This is a genomic window from Bifidobacterium kimbladii, from assembly GCF_032193675.1.
Taxonomy (GTDB): domain Bacteria; phylum Actinomycetota; class Actinomycetes; order Actinomycetales; family Bifidobacteriaceae; genus Bombiscardovia; species Bombiscardovia kimbladii.
The window spans coordinates 159,151-175,237 of record NZ_JASTZZ010000003.1 but is presented as its reverse complement, the minus strand read 5'-3'; the positions used below and the strand labels follow the sequence as shown (position 1 = coordinate 175,237).

13 protein-coding genes and 1 tRNA gene are annotated in these 16,087 nt (G+C 58.6%); all 14 read left to right on the top strand.

The window, feature by feature from the left end; translation table 11 throughout:
• Nucleotides 1-2: 2 nt before the first annotated feature.
• The 14 genes from QRX41_RS05495 (at nucleotide 3) to QRX41_RS05430 (ending at nucleotide 16,009) form a co-directional block, all read left to right on the top strand.
• Nucleotides 3-833 (top strand): glutamate ABC transporter substrate-binding protein, encoded by an 831-nt coding sequence (locus tag QRX41_RS05495; RefSeq protein ID WP_313839242.1) that lies wholly within the window; start codon nucleotides 3-5, stop codon nucleotides 831-833.
• A gap of 75 nt (nucleotides 834-908) precedes the next feature.
• Nucleotides 909-3,878, top strand: a complete 2,970-nt coding sequence (gene leuS / locus QRX41_RS05490) for a leucine--tRNA ligase (protein WP_313839240.1) — start codon at nucleotides 909-911, stop codon at nucleotides 3,876-3,878.
• 100 nt (nucleotides 3,879-3,978) lie between these two features.
• Nucleotides 3,979-4,644 (top strand): ComEA family DNA-binding protein, encoded by a 666-nt coding sequence (locus QRX41_RS05485; protein WP_313839238.1) that lies wholly within the window; start codon nucleotides 3,979-3,981, stop codon nucleotides 4,642-4,644.
• Between the two features lie 461 nt (nucleotides 4,645-5,105).
• A complete protein-coding gene (locus QRX41_RS05480) occupies nucleotides 5,106-6,590 on the top strand; it encodes a ComEC/Rec2 family competence protein (RefSeq protein ID WP_313839236.1) in 1,485 nt (494 codons plus the stop codon).
• Nucleotides 6,591-6,618: 28 nt separating this feature from the next.
• Nucleotides 6,619-7,596 (top strand): DNA polymerase III subunit delta, encoded by a 978-nt coding sequence (holA, locus tag QRX41_RS05475; RefSeq protein WP_313839234.1) that lies wholly within the window; start codon nucleotides 6,619-6,621, stop codon nucleotides 7,594-7,596.
• Nucleotides 7,593-8,195: a tRNA (adenosine(37)-N6)-threonylcarbamoyltransferase complex ATPase subunit type 1 TsaE gene (gene tsaE / locus QRX41_RS05470; protein ID WP_313839232.1), complete on the top strand. Its 603-nt coding sequence runs from the start codon at nucleotides 7,593-7,595 to the stop codon at nucleotides 8,193-8,195. Before holA ends, tsaE begins: the two co-directional genes overlap by 4 nt.
• Complete coding sequence (gene tsaB / locus QRX41_RS05465) at nucleotides 8,192-8,980, top strand: tRNA (adenosine(37)-N6)-threonylcarbamoyltransferase complex dimerization subunit type 1 TsaB (protein ID WP_313839230.1); 789 nt, start codon at nucleotides 8,192-8,194, stop codon at nucleotides 8,978-8,980. The genes tsaE and tsaB overlap by 4 nt, the downstream gene beginning before the upstream one ends.
• Nucleotides 8,977-9,489: a ribosomal protein S18-alanine N-acetyltransferase gene (gene rimI, locus QRX41_RS05460; protein ID WP_313839228.1), complete on the top strand. Its 513-nt coding sequence runs from the start codon at nucleotides 8,977-8,979 to the stop codon at nucleotides 9,487-9,489. Before tsaB ends, rimI begins: the two co-directional genes overlap by 4 nt.
• Complete coding sequence (tsaD, locus tag QRX41_RS05455; protein WP_313839226.1) at nucleotides 9,482-10,525, top strand: tRNA (adenosine(37)-N6)-threonylcarbamoyltransferase complex transferase subunit TsaD; 1,044 nt, start codon at nucleotides 9,482-9,484, stop codon at nucleotides 10,523-10,525. Before rimI ends, tsaD begins: the two co-directional genes overlap by 8 nt.
• Nucleotides 10,526-10,603: 78 nt before the next feature.
• A tRNA-Asn gene (locus QRX41_RS05450) sits at nucleotides 10,604-10,676 on the top strand.
• A gap of 482 nt (nucleotides 10,677-11,158) precedes the next feature.
• On the top strand, nucleotides 11,159-12,694 hold the full coding sequence (gene arfA, locus QRX41_RS05445) for an arabinosylfuranosidase ArfA (RefSeq protein WP_313839224.1): 1,536 nt from the start codon (nucleotides 11,159-11,161) through the stop codon (nucleotides 12,692-12,694).
• Nucleotides 12,695-12,750: 56 nt separating this feature from the next.
• Nucleotides 12,751-14,121 carry an ABC transporter substrate-binding protein gene (locus QRX41_RS05440; protein WP_313839223.1) on the top strand — a complete coding sequence of 457 codons (1,371 nt, stop codon included), beginning with the start codon at nucleotides 12,751-12,753 and terminating at the stop codon, nucleotides 14,119-14,121.
• Nucleotides 14,122-14,181: 60 nt separating this feature from the next.
• Nucleotides 14,182-15,108 (top strand): carbohydrate ABC transporter permease, encoded by a 927-nt coding sequence (locus QRX41_RS05435; RefSeq protein ID WP_306222098.1) that lies wholly within the window; start codon nucleotides 14,182-14,184, stop codon nucleotides 15,106-15,108.
• Between the two features lies 1 nt (nucleotide 15,109).
• The gene (locus QRX41_RS05430) at nucleotides 15,110-16,009 is read left to right on the top strand and encodes a carbohydrate ABC transporter permease (protein WP_306222100.1); all 900 of its coding nucleotides are present in this window, start codon (nucleotides 15,110-15,112) and stop codon (nucleotides 16,007-16,009) included.
• Nucleotides 16,010-16,087 lie beyond the last annotated feature (78 nt).

The window sequence follows — 16,087 nt, the reverse complement described above, 5'->3', positions numbered from 1 at the left end:
TCATGTTTGCACGCAGGATTGCGGCGGCTCTTGCGGCACTGGTTCTGGCGGTGCCCCTGAGCGGGTGCGGCCGTCAGGAGGATCGCTACCGGGCGGGTTCCATCGGGCCCAAGATCAGCGTGGGCATCTCCTTCGACCAGCCCGGGCTTGGATTCGCCCAGTCCGGCCAGTACCGGGGTCTGGATGTGGATGTGGCCCAGTACGTAGTCCACGAGCTGGGATACGCCGAGTCGCAGATCGTCTTCCGCCAGGTGAAGCCTGCAGACCGCGAGCGCATGCTCGAACAAGGCCAGGTGGACATGGTCGTGGCCGGCTACTCCATCACCCAGGAACGGCAGAAGCTGGTGGATTTCGCCGGACCCTACCTGGCTGCAGGGCAGGACCTGCTGGTTCGTCGAACACAGAATGACATCGCCGGGGTGGAGGATCTGGCCCAGAAGCGGGTCTGCGTGGCAGCGGGATCCACCTCCGGGGCCCTGGTGCGCTCGCTGGCACCCCAGGCCCAGGTCCAGGAGCGGGAGGAGTTCTCCGAGTGCGTCACGGCCCTGCTCAGCGGGGACACGGATGCCGCCAGCGGCGACGATTTTGCCTTGGCCGGCCTGGCTCATGTTCGCGGCGGCGGCCAGCTGCGTCTGGTCGGCAAGCCCTTCTCCAACGAACATTACGGCATCGGCGTGCCCCACGGGGATCCGGAGCTGGTGGGCGTCATCGACCAGGCCCTGAAGAGGATGATGCGGGACGGGTCCTTCAAGGCCGCCCTGGGCCGGGCCTCCAGGTCCATCGGCTATTCCATTGATGCCGCCGCCCGCACCCTGCGGCCCGGCGATCGCTGAGCAAGGCTTCCGCCAGGATGACGGATGCTGGACACTGGCTAGGCCGTGTCCATGTGAATGGCGATAATTCACCATATGAACGCGAATGAAGACAGGGATCATCAGCAGACCCAGGAATCCGATCAGCCCAAGTTCCGCTACGATGCCGCCATGGCGCAGACCATCGAGGAGCACTGGCAGAAGCGCTGGGACAAGGAGGGCACCTTCTGGGCAGCCAACACCAAGGGTGATTTGACCGATGCCCAGGGCGATCACGCTGGGGGCCGCAGTCCCTACTTCGTCATCGACATGTTTCCCTATCCCTCGGGCAAGGGCCTGCATGTGGGCCACCCCTTGGGCTACATCGCCACCGACGTGGTCAGCCGCTACCACCGGATGAAGGGCGAGAACGTCCTGCATGCCATGGGCTACGATGCCTTCGGCCTGCCCGCCGAGCAGTATGCGGTCCAGACCGGCCAGCATCCCCGGGTCACCACCGAGCAGAACATCGCCAATATGCGCTGGCAGCTGCATCGGCTGGGGCTCAGCTTCGACGACCGCCGCTCCTTTGCCACCATCGATACGGACTACGTGCGCTGGACCCAGTGGATCTTCTCGCGCATCTACGAGTCCTGGTACGACCCCGACTACCGCCGTGCCGACGGGGGGACGGGCTCGGCCAGGCCCATCAGCGAGCTGGTCGAAGCCTTCAAGTCCGGCAGCAAGGCCATCCCTGGCCATCCCGACGCCTCCTGGGATGATTTGGACGATGCCGAGCGCTCCGAGGTGCTCAACGACTTCCGTCTGGCCTACATCTCGCGCTCGCCGGTCAACTGGTGCCCCGGGCTGGGCACGGTCCTGGCCAACGAGGAGGTGACCGCCGAGGGGCGGTCCGAGCGGGGCAACTACCCGGTCTACCAGCGTGAGCTCAAGCAGTGGTCCATGCGCATCACCGCCTATGGCCACCGGCTTCTGGAGGATCTGGACATTCTGGACTGGCCCGAAAAGGTCAAGCTCATGCAGCGCAACTGGATCGGGGAGTCGCACGGAGCCTCGGTGGATTTCACCGTGCCCAGCCCCGACGGGAACCAGACCATGGAGGTCTACACCACCCGTCCCGACACGCTTTTCGGCGCCACCTTCGCCGTGGTTTCGCCCGAGCACGACCTGCTGCAGCATCTGCCACAGGAGTGGCCTGAGGATGTGCCTGAACAGTGGAAGGGCGGCTATGCCAATCCCGCGGAGGGCGTGCAGGCCTATCGCAGGGCCGCCGAGGCCAAGACCGCCAAGGATCGCGTAGACGAAGGCGGAGCCAAGACCGGCCTGTTTACCGGACTGTACGCTCTCAACCCCATCACGGGGGCCAAGCTGCCCATTTTCACCGCCGACTACGTGCTGATGGACTATGGCACTGGAGCCATCATGGCTGTGCCAGGCGGCGATCAGCGCGATTATGACTTCGCCGTCAAGTATGGCCTGCCCGTCGTCTACACGGTCAGCCCGCTGCCTGAATCCGGACAGACCCTGGACGACTATCGGGGCAAGGCCCCCTTCGTTTCCCACGATGGCATTGTGGTCAACTCCTCAGTCCAGGCCACCCAGGCCGCTGGCGACCCGCTCAGCCTGGACGGCCTGCGGGTCGACCAGGCCATCGAGAAGGTCACTGCCTGGCTGGAGTCGGCGGGAGTCGGGCATGGGACCGTTTCCTACCGGCTGCGCGACTGGCTCTTCTCCCGTCAGCGCTACTGGGGCGAGCCATTCCCTGTGGTCTATGACGATCAGGGCCTGCCTCACCTGCTGCCCGACGACCAGCTGCCGGTGGCCCTGCCGGATGTGCCCGACTACTCGCCCAAGACCTTCGACCCCGAGGATGCCCAGTCCAGCCCGGAGGCCCCGCTGAGCCGCAACCAGGACTGGGTGAACGTGACCCTGGACCTGGGCGACGGCCCCAAGGTCTACCACAGGGACACCAACACCATGCCCAACTGGGCAGGCTCCTGCTGGTACTACATGCGCTACATCGACCCCAAGGACGACCGGCACATGGTCGATCCGGAGGAATACGACTACTGGCTGGGGCCCAAGCACAACGCTACGGCAGGGGAGTCAGGCGGTGTCGATCTCTATGTGGGCGGCGTGGAGCACGCGGTCCTGCACCTGCTCTATGCCCGCTTCTGGCACAAGGTCCTCTATGATCTGGGATACGTCTCTTCCAAGGAGCCCTTCCACAAGCTCTTCAACCAGGGGATGATCCAGGCCTACGCCTACACGGACCAGCGCGGCCAGTATGTGCCAGCCGCCGAGGTGGAGGAGCACGAGGAGGGCGGCAAGGTCAGCTACACCTGGCAGGGGCAGCCAGTCAACCGCGAGTTCGGCAAGATGGGCAAGAGCCTCAAGAACATCATCACTCCGGACGACATGTACCGCACCTACGGGGCCGACACCTTCCGCCTCTACGAGATGAGCATGGGACCCCTGGACGAGTCCCGGCCTTGGAACACGCGCAACGTGGTGGGCGGCATGCGCTTCCTGCAGCGGCTCTGGCGCAATGTGGTGAACGAGCAGACCGGCGAGGTGGTTCTGGATGAGGGCGAGCCCGACCAGAAGACCCTGAAACTGCTCAACACCACCATCCACGACGTGACTGTGGAGATGGAGGCCATGCGGCCCAACACAGCCATCGCCAGGATGATCGTGCTCAACAACCATCTGACCGGGTTGAATCCGACGCCTAGGGCAGCCATCGAGCCACTGGTGCTCATGCTTTCGCCCATCGCCCCCCACATCTGCGAAGAGCTGTGGAGCCGTCTGGGTCACGAGGAATCCCTGGCGCATGCCCAGTGGCCGACCTGGGATGATCGCTATCTTGGCGAGGACACGGTCACTGCCGTGGTCCAGATCAAGGGCAAGGTCCGCGGCAAGTTGCAGGTCAGCCCCGACATCGCGCCTGACCAGCTCAAGGCCATGGCCCTGGCGCTGCCTGCCGTTCAGGAGCGGCTGGGCGGCAAGGAGCCAAGAAAGGTCATCGTCAAGGCGCCCAAGATCGTTTCGGTCGTGCCAGCCTGATCCTGCACTGCCCGCAGCCAGGCTGTGGACAGGCGATGACCTTCGACCACATAGCCCCTCGACCTCATATCGGGGGGCTTTTTCATGCCAGGCTGGGCCCATGAGCATCAACATCACCCAGCCGCCGGCGCCGCCCCTGCAGGCTCTGGCCCTGAATCAGTCAAGTCGGTCGGAGCGATCGGCTGAAGACATGGCCGAATCACAGATTCGACGTGATCGACCCGTCTGGTCGTTTACGCCGCTTCAGGCCTTGACAGCCATTCTTGTTCTGGTGGTTGCCCTTGCGGTCAGCCTGACCCTGCTGGCCCAGCAGGAACGGGCGCTGGCTGGAGGAGCAGCAGTCGACGGATCCGGGGGCATGTCATCGACTCCGGCAAACGGCGATGCCCACAGTGCTGCACACCGCAGCAAACATGCGTCTGGAAGCGATCGTAGCCGGAACACCCATGGCGACGAAGGCAGCGAACATACCAATGCGGCATCAGATTCCGCCCACGATGGCGAAAGGGCAGGCAATGCCTCTGCTGCTCCAGTCTCTGATGCATCCGCGGGAACAGCGGATCAGACCGGACGTGTGAATCTCAATAATGCCAGCCAAGAGGATCTGGAGAACGTCAAGGGAATCGGACCGGTCACGGCAGCAAAAATACTGGAGCATCGTCGTGCTATCGGCGGTCGCTACGCCTCGGTCGATCAGCTTTTGGATGTCCCCGGCATCGGTGCCAAGACCCTGGCCCGATTGCGCCCATATCTGGTGGCGCAATGATGGCCGGCCAGGCAGGAGATCGTCCTGCTGCTGATCGAGAAAACGGCAATCGCAATCTTCGTATGCTCCCCGCTGCCTGTCTGGCCTGGGCGATTGCCCTGCTGGTCCCGTGGCTTCTGGACCGCATCATGGGCGGTTCCTTGGCCGGGTCAGCCAAAAGCGGCGGCTGGTCCAAGACGGCAGGGGAGTCCAGAGGTGGCGTAGCTGGTGGGGGCACGGGCATGTCGGTCTGGTTGATGCCGCTTGTCTTGGCGCTTCCATTAATCATAGCTATGGTCCTGCTTGCCTTCAAACTCGTTTGCTTGGTCGCTGCAGAGAACTCCGATTGCAAGGGTCAGGTATTGCGTCACCCATCTCGCACATGCCCACGGAACCGGCTGCCCCAAGGTTGTGAGTCTCCGTGTATCCCCACCGTGCCGACCTTGGCGTCCACTTGGTTTGGTCCTCGGAAACTGCCGACCTTGGCTGTCTTGGCTGCGGTGGCTCTGACTGCAGCATTGGCCGCCGCAGTCGGTCATGAGTCAGCGCGCAGCGGGCCGGCAGCCCGGCAGATCCGTCAGGGAAAAGCGCTGGCCGAGATTCGTGGCCGGGCTGTGGGCCCTGTGAGTGCATCCTCTCGGCGAGGCTGGGACTGTCAGGCGGAGATCAGGCTGCAATGGGTGACTGTGGCCGGGGTGCGCATGCCTTCCGATGAGCGCATCATGTTCTTCGCCCGCAGCCGGTCATGCCTGCTGCAACAGGGAGGGCAGTATCGTGCGAGAGGCCTGTTGGAGCCCTCTGCCTACGGCCGTCCTATTCCTTGGTTGGCTGTGGAAGACGGCACGAAACAAGTCGAGCCGCCAGGCCCTTGTAGACGGTTGATCGCCCGTATGCAAAGGGCCTTTCTCGAACAGACCAGCAGACTGGACGATCAGGGAAGGATACTGGTGCCGGGTTTGACCATGGGCATCCTGGGCAACCAGGCCCCGCCTGGGTCGGATGGCTCCCTGGGCAGACCGGCAGTGGAGCCCGCCTATGCAACCCGTCTGACCCAGGACTTCAGGGCATCGGGCATCCTGCACCTGATGGCTGTCTCCGGCGGGCACTTCATGATCCTGGCCTCGCTGCTGGTGAGGATCATGCGAGCCCTGCGCTCGCCGCCCTTGCTGATGGCCTTGGTTCTGTCTGCCGCCTATCTGGGTTTGGGCATGCTGATGGTCCCCGGGGATTCAGTCTTGCGAGCTCAGACCATGGGGCTTCTTTCGGCATGGGCTCTGGCTGCCTGCCGGCCTGCCCAGTCATTGAACACGCTGTCCTGGTGTGTCCTGCTGGTCCTGATCCTGCGACCTTCCATGGCTCTGAGCTTCGGCTTCGCTCTCTCCTGTGGAGCCGTGCTGGGCATCGGCCTGGGCAACCGGCGGTTGGCGGCCCTCCTTGAAGATCATCTTCCGGCATTTCTGGCACGTCCATTGGCCACGACCCTGTGCGCTCAGGCCGGGACGCTGCCCGTGCAGGTGCTGATGAGTCCTGGGTTGCCTCTCCTGGCTCCACTGGCCAACCTGCTGGTCACTCCTGTGGTCGACGCTGCCACAGTGACCGGTCTGCTGGCACTGCTCACCTCCTGGCTCTGGCCTCCAATGGGTCTGTTGCTGGCCCGACTGACCTCCCTGGGTACGGGAGTCATGGCTTTTGCCGCCACGTGGCTGGGCGAGGCAGCTGCTCCGGCGGCTTGGCCGCCGGGACCGGTCGGTAGCGCCTGCCTGGTTGGTCTGGGTCTCATGGCCATCATCGATCATCGGCTGATTCGATTCATCCGTGCCCGGGGGCGGGTTCATTCATGGCCGGCTGCGGCAGCGGCGAATTCGGGGGTTCCCTTCCGGCCGTCGGCCTGGTTGTCAGCCAAGGGCTGGCTGCGGCAGACCTATGGCCTTCTAGCCCAGCTGGTCTTCAAAAACGACACAGGTTAATGTCCAGCGATGAAGGGAGATTTGAGTCATGACCAAAGCTCAGCAGGAGAACCCTTCCGTCCATCTGGTGGTCGGCGGCGATCCCTTCCTCAACGCTCAGCGTTTCAAAGAGCTGTGCGCGCAGGCATGCGCCGCCCATCCGGACAGCGAATACATTGAGCTGGACGCGTCAGACTGCGACGAGTACGCCTTTCAGGAGGCGGTCGGACCTTCCCTGCTCAGTCAGACGTCTGTGGTTTGTCTGGATGATCTGCAGGCGGCTGATGAAGCCCTGAGCCAGGCCCTGATCGATTTCTGCCGTGAGAGCGCAGGGGCCGGATCCAGCATCGTCATCGCACGTCATGACGGGGGCAACCGGGGTCGCAGGCTTCTGGACCAAATGGCGCGGGCCGGAGCGGTGACTGAGCGGATGCCGGATCTGAAGAAGTTCGACGACAAGGTCGACTTCGTCTACGGGCGTTTCAAAGCCCATCAGCGCCGCATCCAGCCACGGGCGGCCCAGCGCCTGGTTGATGTCCTGGGCGAGCGCACTCCGGAACTGGCTGCCATGTGCTCCCAGCTCTGCTTCGATTTCGACCAGGATCCCATGACCTTGGAGATCGTCAACCGTTATCTGACCGATAACCCGGCTGTATCCGGTTTCGCGGTGGCAGACAGGGCCCTTGCCGGCAGTCCGGCCCAAGCCGTCGTCGCTCTGCGTACAGCCCTGGAGCAGGGCAACGAACCCGTCTCCCTGATTGGCGTACTGGCCCTGAAGCTGCGGACGCTGGGCAAGGAGGCGGCCATCGAGTCGGGATCCATTACCGCAGCCGAGGCCAAGGCCGCCTACTGGCAGTTGCGGGAGGCCAAGAAACAGCTGCATGGATGGACCTCCGCCGGCCTGGCGGCCTGCATCGAGGCCTTGGCCCAAGCTGATGAGATCAGCAAGACCAGCAGCGGCGACGCCCGCTATGCCCTGGAACGGGCAGTGGAGCTGATCGCCGCCAAGGGAAGGACATTGGCATGAGCTTGCAGGTCAGTGCCCGGCAACAGGACGGATTTGAACTGGCTGTGCCTACAGGCGAGGACATGCAAGGACTGGGCAGAAACCTGGCCTCGTGTCTGCAAGGCGGGGACGTGATCCTCCTGTCCGGGCCTCTGGGGGCGGGCAAGACCACGCTGGCCCAGGGGCTGGGTCACGGACTCGGAGTGGACGGCCCTGTGGTCTCGCCCACCTTCACCATCGCAAGAGAGCTGCATGGCCATCTGTCCGACGGCTCGCCGGTTACCCTGATCCATGTGGATGCCTACCGGCTGGGTGGACAGGGCTATCTGCCTGGCGAGGATGCCGTGGATCGGCTCCTGGACGAGCTGGAGTCCCTTGGTCTGGATGAGGAATTGGAAGACCCTGGCCAAAGGACCATCATTCTGATGGAATGGGGCGAGCAGATGGCCTCTGCCCTGGCCGATCAACGTCTGGAAGTGACCATCGACCGACACGTGGATTCCCGGGAAGATCCTGAGGCGCCACCCAGCTCCCAGGGTCAGCGTATGGTACGTCTGCGTGGAGTGGGTCCGTCATGGGCCAATAGAATGGATCAGCTGAGAAAGGCGATGACGGCATGAGCGGGACCGATACGTCCCTTTTGGTGATCGATACCTCATATGGCTCGACTGTGGGGCTGCCAGGGCGGGAGCCGTGCATCGAGACCGACTCGCGCTCGCACGTAGAACGCCTCCAGGTCAATATCGCCAAGGTTATGGATCAGGCTGGGCTGTCTGCAGACGATCTGCGGACCATCGTGGTGGGACTGGGGCCTGCGCCTTTCACCGGTCTGCGGGCAGGCATCGTCACCGCCAAAGCCCTGGCGTTTGCCACGGGTGCCCGTCTGCTGGGACAGGACATCCTGGAGCCGCAGGCCCGCTATGCCTACAGCAGGCTCAAACGGCAGGGCCAAGACCATGCACGGCTTCTGGTCCTGGCTGTCAACGATGCTCGGCGGCGGCAGCTCTACTACCGTCTCTTTGACGACTTCGGTGGCGCCGAGGCTCCGGCCCGGCCGCTGACCGACATGAGCATCGACTATCCGGCGGCTATCGGTGAGAAGATCGCGGCCATTGCGGAAGAGCGGGAGTCTGTGGATCAGGACCCTGTCACTCTGGTCATCAGCGGCCATGGAGCCACCCGCTATGCCGACCAGTGGGAGCGTCTGGATCAGCATTCCGATATGCGGGTTGTGCTGGACGAAGGATCCTTCCTGGAGGATCGGACACGGGGGACAGGCCTGATGGCTGCTTGCGCTACCAGACGTGCCCAGCATGGGCTGATCGACCCGGTGGAGCCGCTGTATCTTCGCCGGCCGGATGTCTCCGTGCCCAATCCGCTTAAGCATGTGGCAGTCCAATCATGATTCGCGGGGCGGTCTTGGAGGATCTGGACCGGTTGGTCGATCTAGAGTCGCGCGTCTTCGGCGACCAGGCCTGGAGCCGGCAGGAGCTGCGGTTCGAGTTGTCTGCGCTTTCACGCATCTACCTGGTATGGGAAGACCAGGATGCGATCCTGGGCTACGGAGGCTATTGGTCGGGCGAAAGGGATGCCGAGCTGATGACTATCGGGGTGCTGCCGGAAGCACGGCATCGCGGCATTGCAGGATCTCTGCTGGCCAGGATAATTACCGGAGCCGATCGCAAGGGTCTGCAACGCATGAACCTGAAGGTCCGCGTAGACAACCCTGCGGCCATCGACCTCTACGAGAAATTTGGCTTCTCACAGACGGGTCTATGCAAGGGCTACTATCAGCCTGAGGATGTTGACGCCTGGGCTATGACCAGACCTTTAAGCTCGGTTGGGCCGGGTCCGGTGGGTTTTGTCAGCAACAAGCTTTCGGAGGGACAGGAAAGGATCATTGACCATGAGTGAGCCCCTGGTGCTTGGCATCGAATCCACCTGCGACGAGACCGCTGCCGCCCTGGTCCAGGGCAACCGGCTGCTGTCCAACGTGGTGGCATCCTCCATGAACGAGCACGCCCGCTATGGCGGCGTCATACCCGAGATCGCCTCGCGGGCACACGCTGAGTCCTTTGTACCGGTCGTCTCCAAGGCCCTGAAGGATGCGGATATGGACCTGTCCCAAGTGGATGCCATAGCGGTCTCGGCTGGTCCTGGACTGGCTGGATGCCTGGCTGTAGGCGTTTCCGGTGCCAAGGCGCTGGCTTGGGCGGCGAAAAAGCCCTTGTATGGCATCAACCACGTCATAGGACACATAGCGGTCACCCAGCTCCAATTCGGCCCTTTCCCTCGGAATGCCCTGGCTCTGATCGTCTCCGGCGGCCACACCTCACTGCTGCATGTGGATGATCTGGCGCGATCGGTCCAGGTGGTGGGCACCACCCTGGACGACGCGGCGGGGGAGTGCTTCGACAAGATCGCCCGTCTGCTCGGCTTCCCCTATCCGGGCGGCCCCCACATCGACCGCCACGCCCGTCTGGGCGATCCTCATGCCATCTCCGTGCCCCAGGGGCTGACCAAGGGCCGGGCCGGAGCCGAGCATCCCTATGACTTCAGCTTCTCCGGGGTCAAGACAGCCGTGGCTCGGTGGGTCGAACGCAGACAGCAGGCCGGGCTCGACATTCCCGTGGATGATGTCTGCGCCTCCCTGGCTGATTCCGTGGCCACCGTCCTGTCCCGCAAGGCCATGGCCGCCTGCCACAGGTTCGACACGGATACCCTGATTGTCGGCGGCGGGTTCTCGGCCAACTCGCAGCTGCGTGGCAAGCTCCAGGAGTTCGGCGACCAGGAGGGCATCAAGGTCCGCATTCCGAAGATCAACCTGTGCACGGACAACGGTGCCATGGTGGCCATGCTGGGCGTCAATCTGGTTCAGGCCGGACTGGCTCCCTCTGCTCCTGACTTCTCCATCGATTCGGCCATGCCCATGGACAGGATTCTCATGTAATCGACACGCCAAGTTGTCGTATACGAGAGTCCTGACTATAGTATGGTAATTGTGTTCAGCGAGAGTTGAACGGGACATTCCCGCATAGCTCAGTTGGCAGAGCGTTCGACTGTTAATCGAAATGTCGCTGGTTCAAGCCCAGCTGCGGGAGCTTCCAACCGCCGGTTATCCGGCGGTTTTTCTTTATATAAGCATACTGGTGCTATCTGCAACGAACAGGTTCGTCATTGCAATGGGCTAGCTTATAGGTTTCGACTGAGTGACTGATAGGAGATAGTCGTGGCTCTGCCTCTCTATGTATTTCCTTTAACTCAGTGAATAGATAGTCGACTTTGAGCTGTACCTATGGATACAGCAGTCATAAGACCCGACAGATCCCTCAAACATCGTGTTGCTGCGGATGGCGTGTCGCGCTTCTTTTCAGGCAATTTAGAACAACGTTGTATGTGTTGTTGAATCAGCTCTTTCTTTTTGTTGTATAGTGTAAACAGTGATGTGCAGGGTTGCACGAAGAAAAGCGAGGCAAAGAAATGATACTTCTGCATATTTCGTAGTGAAAACAACGTTGTACTCAAAACGTAAAACCCTGCACTGCTGGTAGACACAAAAGGCAGGGGGAAGGAGACCAGATCCATGGAAGAACGGCAACAATCAAAGCCTGGAAAAGCGCATCTGATTCTGGACACGCGGACAAGGTCCATTCCCATCAATGAACGCATTTTCGGCTCGTTTGTTGAGCATTTGGGTCGTGGTATCTATACAGGCATCTATGAACCAGACCATCCGACTGCGGACAAGGCGGGATTCAGACAGGACGTCATTGATTTGGTAAAGGAGCTTGGTGTCACTGCCATCCGCTATCCCGGCGGGAATTTTGTATCCGGGTATCGCTGGGAGGATGGTGTCGGTCCGCGCTCCGAACGTCCTAAGCGTATCGATCTGGCCTGGCATTCGGGCGAAAGCAATGAATTCGGTCTTCATGAGATGGCGGATTGGCTGGATGAGTTGGGCGGCAACGAGCTCATGGAAGCTGTCAATCTTGGTACACGGGGTATTCAAGAGGCCCTTGATCTACTTGAGTACGCCAATATTCCTTCTGGCACGGCTTTGTCTGACATGCGTCGACGCAATGGCCGTGAGCAACCGTTTGGAATTCGAATGTGGTGCTTAGGCAATGAGATGGATGGTACTTGGCAGATCGGGCACAAGACCGCCCACGAATACGCCAGACTGGTTGCTCAGACTGCAACGGCGATGCGCATGGTCGACCCCGATCTAGAGTTGGTGGCCTGTGGCTCTTCTTCGCACAGTATGCCTACATTTGGTGAATGGGAACGGACTGTACTGGAGGAAGCCTACAATCAAATCGACTTCATCTCCTGCCACGCGTATTATGAGCCGCACAATCGTGATATGGCTAGCTTCTTGGCTTCCGGCGTCGATATGGATGGGTTCATCCGCGATGTGGCTTCGGTCATAGCTGCAGTTCGAGGCAGACTCAAGAGCAAGCATCAGGTCTATATATCTTTCGATGAATGGAATGTCTGGTATCAGGATGCAGAACCGAGTAAGCCTCCAGTAGGCATAGGCAACTGGCCTCAGGGTTCCAGACTTCTGGAAGATATATATTCGGTTGCTGATGCAGTGGTGTTTGGCGATCTACTGATCACCCTGCTCAGAAATGCTGATATCGTGCATTCCGCCAGTCTGGCTCAGCTGGTCAACGTCATTGCACCCATCATGACAGAACCCGGCGGCCCTGCTTGGAGACAAACCATCTTCTTCCCATTTGCTCTGACTGCCAAATACGCCAAGGGTGGCAGTGTCTTACTCTCTCAGGAAGATGCTGAAACATGCGAAACCAGCCAATACGGCGATGTGCCGATGACGGACTCTGTGGTGGTCAGAGGAGCTGATGGTTCGCTGACTGTTTTTGTTGTCAACCGCAGTCTTGATCGGAGCGTGGAGTATCGTTCCGACCTTTCTGGACTCTATAAAGCTGGGAAAGTGGTTGTCCAGAGCCTTCATGATGACGATGTTGATGCTCGCAATACGCTTGAGGATCCCGAACGTATCGGTTTGCAGACGCGTAAGGACTTTACCTTTGAGAACGGCAAACTGAGCATCATGCTTCCTCCGGTTTCGTGGACGGCTATCCACTTAGATTGATAATTACAAATTGTTGGTTTCCACATATATTCAAAGGAGAAATAATGAGGAGAACTGTGAGAATCATTGCAGCGGCACTCTCGGGAGTCTTGGCGATTTCCATGGCTGCCTGTGGCGGTGGCGGAGGAGCCAAGAATGAAAGTCAGGCTGAGCACAGCGATAAAACTGCGAATGCCAATGCTCAATGCCAGAACAAGGTCAAGAAGCCAAATGCAGAAAAGGTTACCGTATGGGCCTGGTATCCGGCCATTCAGAAAGTAGTCGATGACTACAACGAGAATCATGATGATATTCAAGTGTGCTGGACGAATGCTGGTCAGGGAAGTCCCGAATACACCAAATTCAATAATGCTATAAAAGCCAAGTCCGGCGGTCCTGACATCATCCAGCTTGAGTATGAAGCAATGCCGCAATTTGTCGCGGGAGCTCAAAAGCATCTGGTTGACCTCAGCAAGTATGGCATGAATGATCACAAGCAGGAGTACACGGAAGGCGCCTGGAAGAGCGTGAGCATGGGCGGCGGCAACTCCGTTTATGGCGTTCCTGTCGATCTTGGTCCCTTCGTCATGTATGTGCGTCAGGACATCTTCGATAAATACCACGTCAAGGTTCCAACTACTTGGAAGGAATTCGAGCAGGCAGGCAAGGATCTTAAAGCTGCTGGTTTCGACGGATTCCTGAGCGATTGGGCTCCTAACGGCACTGCTGTCAATCCTGCACTTTTTGCTCAGGCAGGAGAGAAAGTATACGAGTATTCGTCAAAGACGCCTGACAAGGTAGGTATTAAGTTGGATACCCCAGGCGTGCAGAAGGTTCTAGAATACTGGCAGAACCTGGTCAAGGAGGGTCTGGTCGACACCACGGACGCCAATACGACCGACTGGAACAACAATATGATTTCCGGCAAGTATGCCGCCTATGTTCAGGCTTCCTGGCTGACTGGCTACATCAAGGGTTTGGACAATTCTTCAAGCGGCAATTTCAGGATTTACAAGGCGCCGGTTTGGGATGACTCCACGCCTCAGGTCAACCAGGGAGGATCTGCTTGGGCTGTAACTGATCAGGCCAAAGACACCAAAGCAGCGGCCAGCGTTGCTCACGATCTGTTCGATTCAGATACAGCACAGCATATCGGTGTCACCGATGGTGCTTTGTTCCCATCTTGGAAGAAGCAGCTCGCATCGGATGCTTTCAAGAACATGCAAGAGCCATTTTTGGGTAACCAAAAGCCTAATGAAGTCACTATTCCAGTGGCAAATGCCTGGAAAGGCGACGAGTTCCTGCCCTTCCAGACTTATGCCTATGACGAACAGACTAAGTCTTTCTCTGCAATCGTTAAGAAAGGCAATGATTGCAAGGAGACCCTGAAGACTCTGGAAACCAAGCTGAACAATTATGCCAAGCAGCAAGGTTTCACTACAGAGTGACTGCTCATTTAATTGGAGGGATGTCGTCATCGGTATCCCTCCTTTTTAGGAGGTTCTGAAATGGCTTCGAACGCAATAGACAAGCCCAGAAAGACGAAATCCAATGTAGGCAGCAGTCATAGAGGGATGTGGGGCTGGTTCTTTACTGCTCCTTTTGGGGTCATCTTTCTGTTGTTCCTTGTGATACCGCTTGCTTACGCATTCTATGTATCGTTGTTTACTTATACACAGGTCAAAGGGGAGTCCTTCTCGGGGTTCGCCAATTATCAGCGCGTTTTTACTGACTCGATATTTCTGGTCGGTATGGGCCGCGTCATTCTTTACACCGTTGTCATGGTTCCGATCCAGCTGGGACTAGCGCTGATATTCGCTCTGCTCCTAGACTCCTTTAAGAACAAGTTTGCCTCAGTTTCCCGGCTGGTTATCTTCCTGCCTTATGCAATTCCTGGAGTCATCGGTGCATTGATGTGGGGATTTATGTACTCCAAGAATATGGGCCCGTTTACTACCATATTCGGGCTGTTTGGAATGCAGACCCCCGGATTCCTTACTGCCAACGGCATCTTCGGTTCATTGGTCAATGTCGTGACATGGCAATGGACGGGTTACTACATGGTGATTTTATATTCGGCCCTGCAGTCCATTCCGCATGAACTCTACGAGTCGGCCAGAATAGATGGGGCATCAGAACTGAAGATTGCTACAAGGATCAAAGTGCCGATGGTCTCAGGATCATTGGTCATGGTGACCATCTTCTCGCTTATCGGCACCCTGCAGTTCTATACAGAACCCACCATTTTGCGTAATCAGGCGCCGACGGTCATACCGCCGGAGTACACGCCCAATATGTATGCGCAAGCTCTTGCTTTCAATTACAACCAGACCAACTACTCTGCTACGGTTTCATTCGCGCTGGGACTGGTCGTGGTGATATTCAGCGTTTTGTTCATGAGACTGACTCGTAATCAGTCTGGATTGGAGGACTGACATGTCAGCCACAAGAACAAGCGGCGTTCGCAGAAGCGCCAGACGCATTCAAGGTAATACCAGCGTTTTCGTTTATGTAGTACTGATATTGGCCATGGTCTACTTCCTCCTGCCTGTATGGTGGTTGATCGTCGCTTCCACAAAGTCAAATTCGGGATTGTTCTTCGGTGCCCATGGCTCTATGTGGTTCGATAAGGATTTCGACCTTTGGAAGAACATCGGTCAGCTTACGAGCTATCAGGATGGCATTTATTGGCGTTGGATTTTCAACTCCTTCCTTTACGCTCTTGTAGGAGGGTTCGGCGCCACAGTAGTGGCGGTTATGGCTGGATATGGTTTCTCCAAGTTCAGATTCCGCGGGCGAAATCTGTACTTCAACATCGTTCTCGGTGCTTTGATGATTCCTTCGACAGCCTTGGTGATACCCACGTTCCTGTTGATGTCTGACATTGGTATGACCAACACCATTTGGGCTGTGCTTTTGCCATCCCTGCTCAATCCAATGGGTGTTTACTTGATGAGAATCTACTGCATGCAATCCCTACCCGATGAAATGATTGAGGCGGCTCGAGTTGATGGGGCAGGTGAGTTGAGAACTTTCACACAAGTTTCTCTGCCTATTATGACCCCAGCAATTACTACAGTCTTTCTGCTTTCCGTCGTCGGTGCTTGGAACAACTTCTTCCTGCCCCAGGTTGTTCTCACTAATCCAAAGTTGTTCCCGATTACGGTCGGGCTGACCCAATGGCAGACAAAATCCCAGGCCGGAGCAGCATCAGAACAGGTTTGGAATCTGGTGACTTCTGGAGCCTTCATCTCGATCATTCCCATGGTCTTGGCTTTCCTCTTCCTACAAAGGTACTGGGTAGGGGGATTGACGGCCGGATCTGTCAAATCATGATTCAAGGGAGGCCTGATGTTAAAGCTACATTTTCTTAGTTGAGATAAACTGAAAATAGAATTGTTGTTACGTATTCCG

Excerpts from the sequence above, each read along its gene's own strand:
- tsaB (WP_313839230.1), top strand. The coding sequence starts at position 8,192 with ATGAGCGGGACCGATACGTCCCTTTTGGTGATCGATACCTCATATGGC.
- rimI (WP_313839228.1), top strand. The coding sequence starts at position 8,977 with ATGATTCGCGGGGCGGTCTTGGAGGATCTGGACCGGTTGGTCGATCTA.
- QRX41_RS05495 (WP_313839242.1), top strand. The coding sequence starts at position 3 with ATGTTTGCACGCAGGATTGCGGCGGCTCTTGCGGCACTGGTTCTGGCG.
- QRX41_RS05430 (WP_306222100.1), top strand. The coding sequence starts at position 15,110 with ATGTCAGCCACAAGAACAAGCGGCGTTCGCAGAAGCGCCAGACGCATT.
- tsaE (WP_313839232.1), top strand. The coding sequence starts at position 7,593 with ATGAGCTTGCAGGTCAGTGCCCGGCAACAGGACGGATTTGAACTGGCT.
- QRX41_RS05485 (WP_313839238.1), top strand. The coding sequence starts at position 3,979 with ATGAGCATCAACATCACCCAGCCGCCGGCGCCGCCCCTGCAGGCTCTG.
- QRX41_RS05435 (WP_306222098.1), top strand. The coding sequence starts at position 14,182 with ATGGCTTCGAACGCAATAGACAAGCCCAGAAAGACGAAATCCAATGTA.
- holA (WP_313839234.1), top strand. The coding sequence starts at position 6,619 with ATGACCAAAGCTCAGCAGGAGAACCCTTCCGTCCATCTGGTGGTCGGC.
- arfA (WP_313839224.1), top strand. The coding sequence starts at position 11,159 with ATGGAAGAACGGCAACAATCAAAGCCTGGAAAAGCGCATCTGATTCTG.
- tsaD (WP_313839226.1), top strand. The coding sequence starts at position 9,482 with ATGAGTGAGCCCCTGGTGCTTGGCATCGAATCCACCTGCGACGAGACC.
- leuS (WP_313839240.1), top strand. The coding sequence starts at position 909 with ATGAACGCGAATGAAGACAGGGATCATCAGCAGACCCAGGAATCCGAT.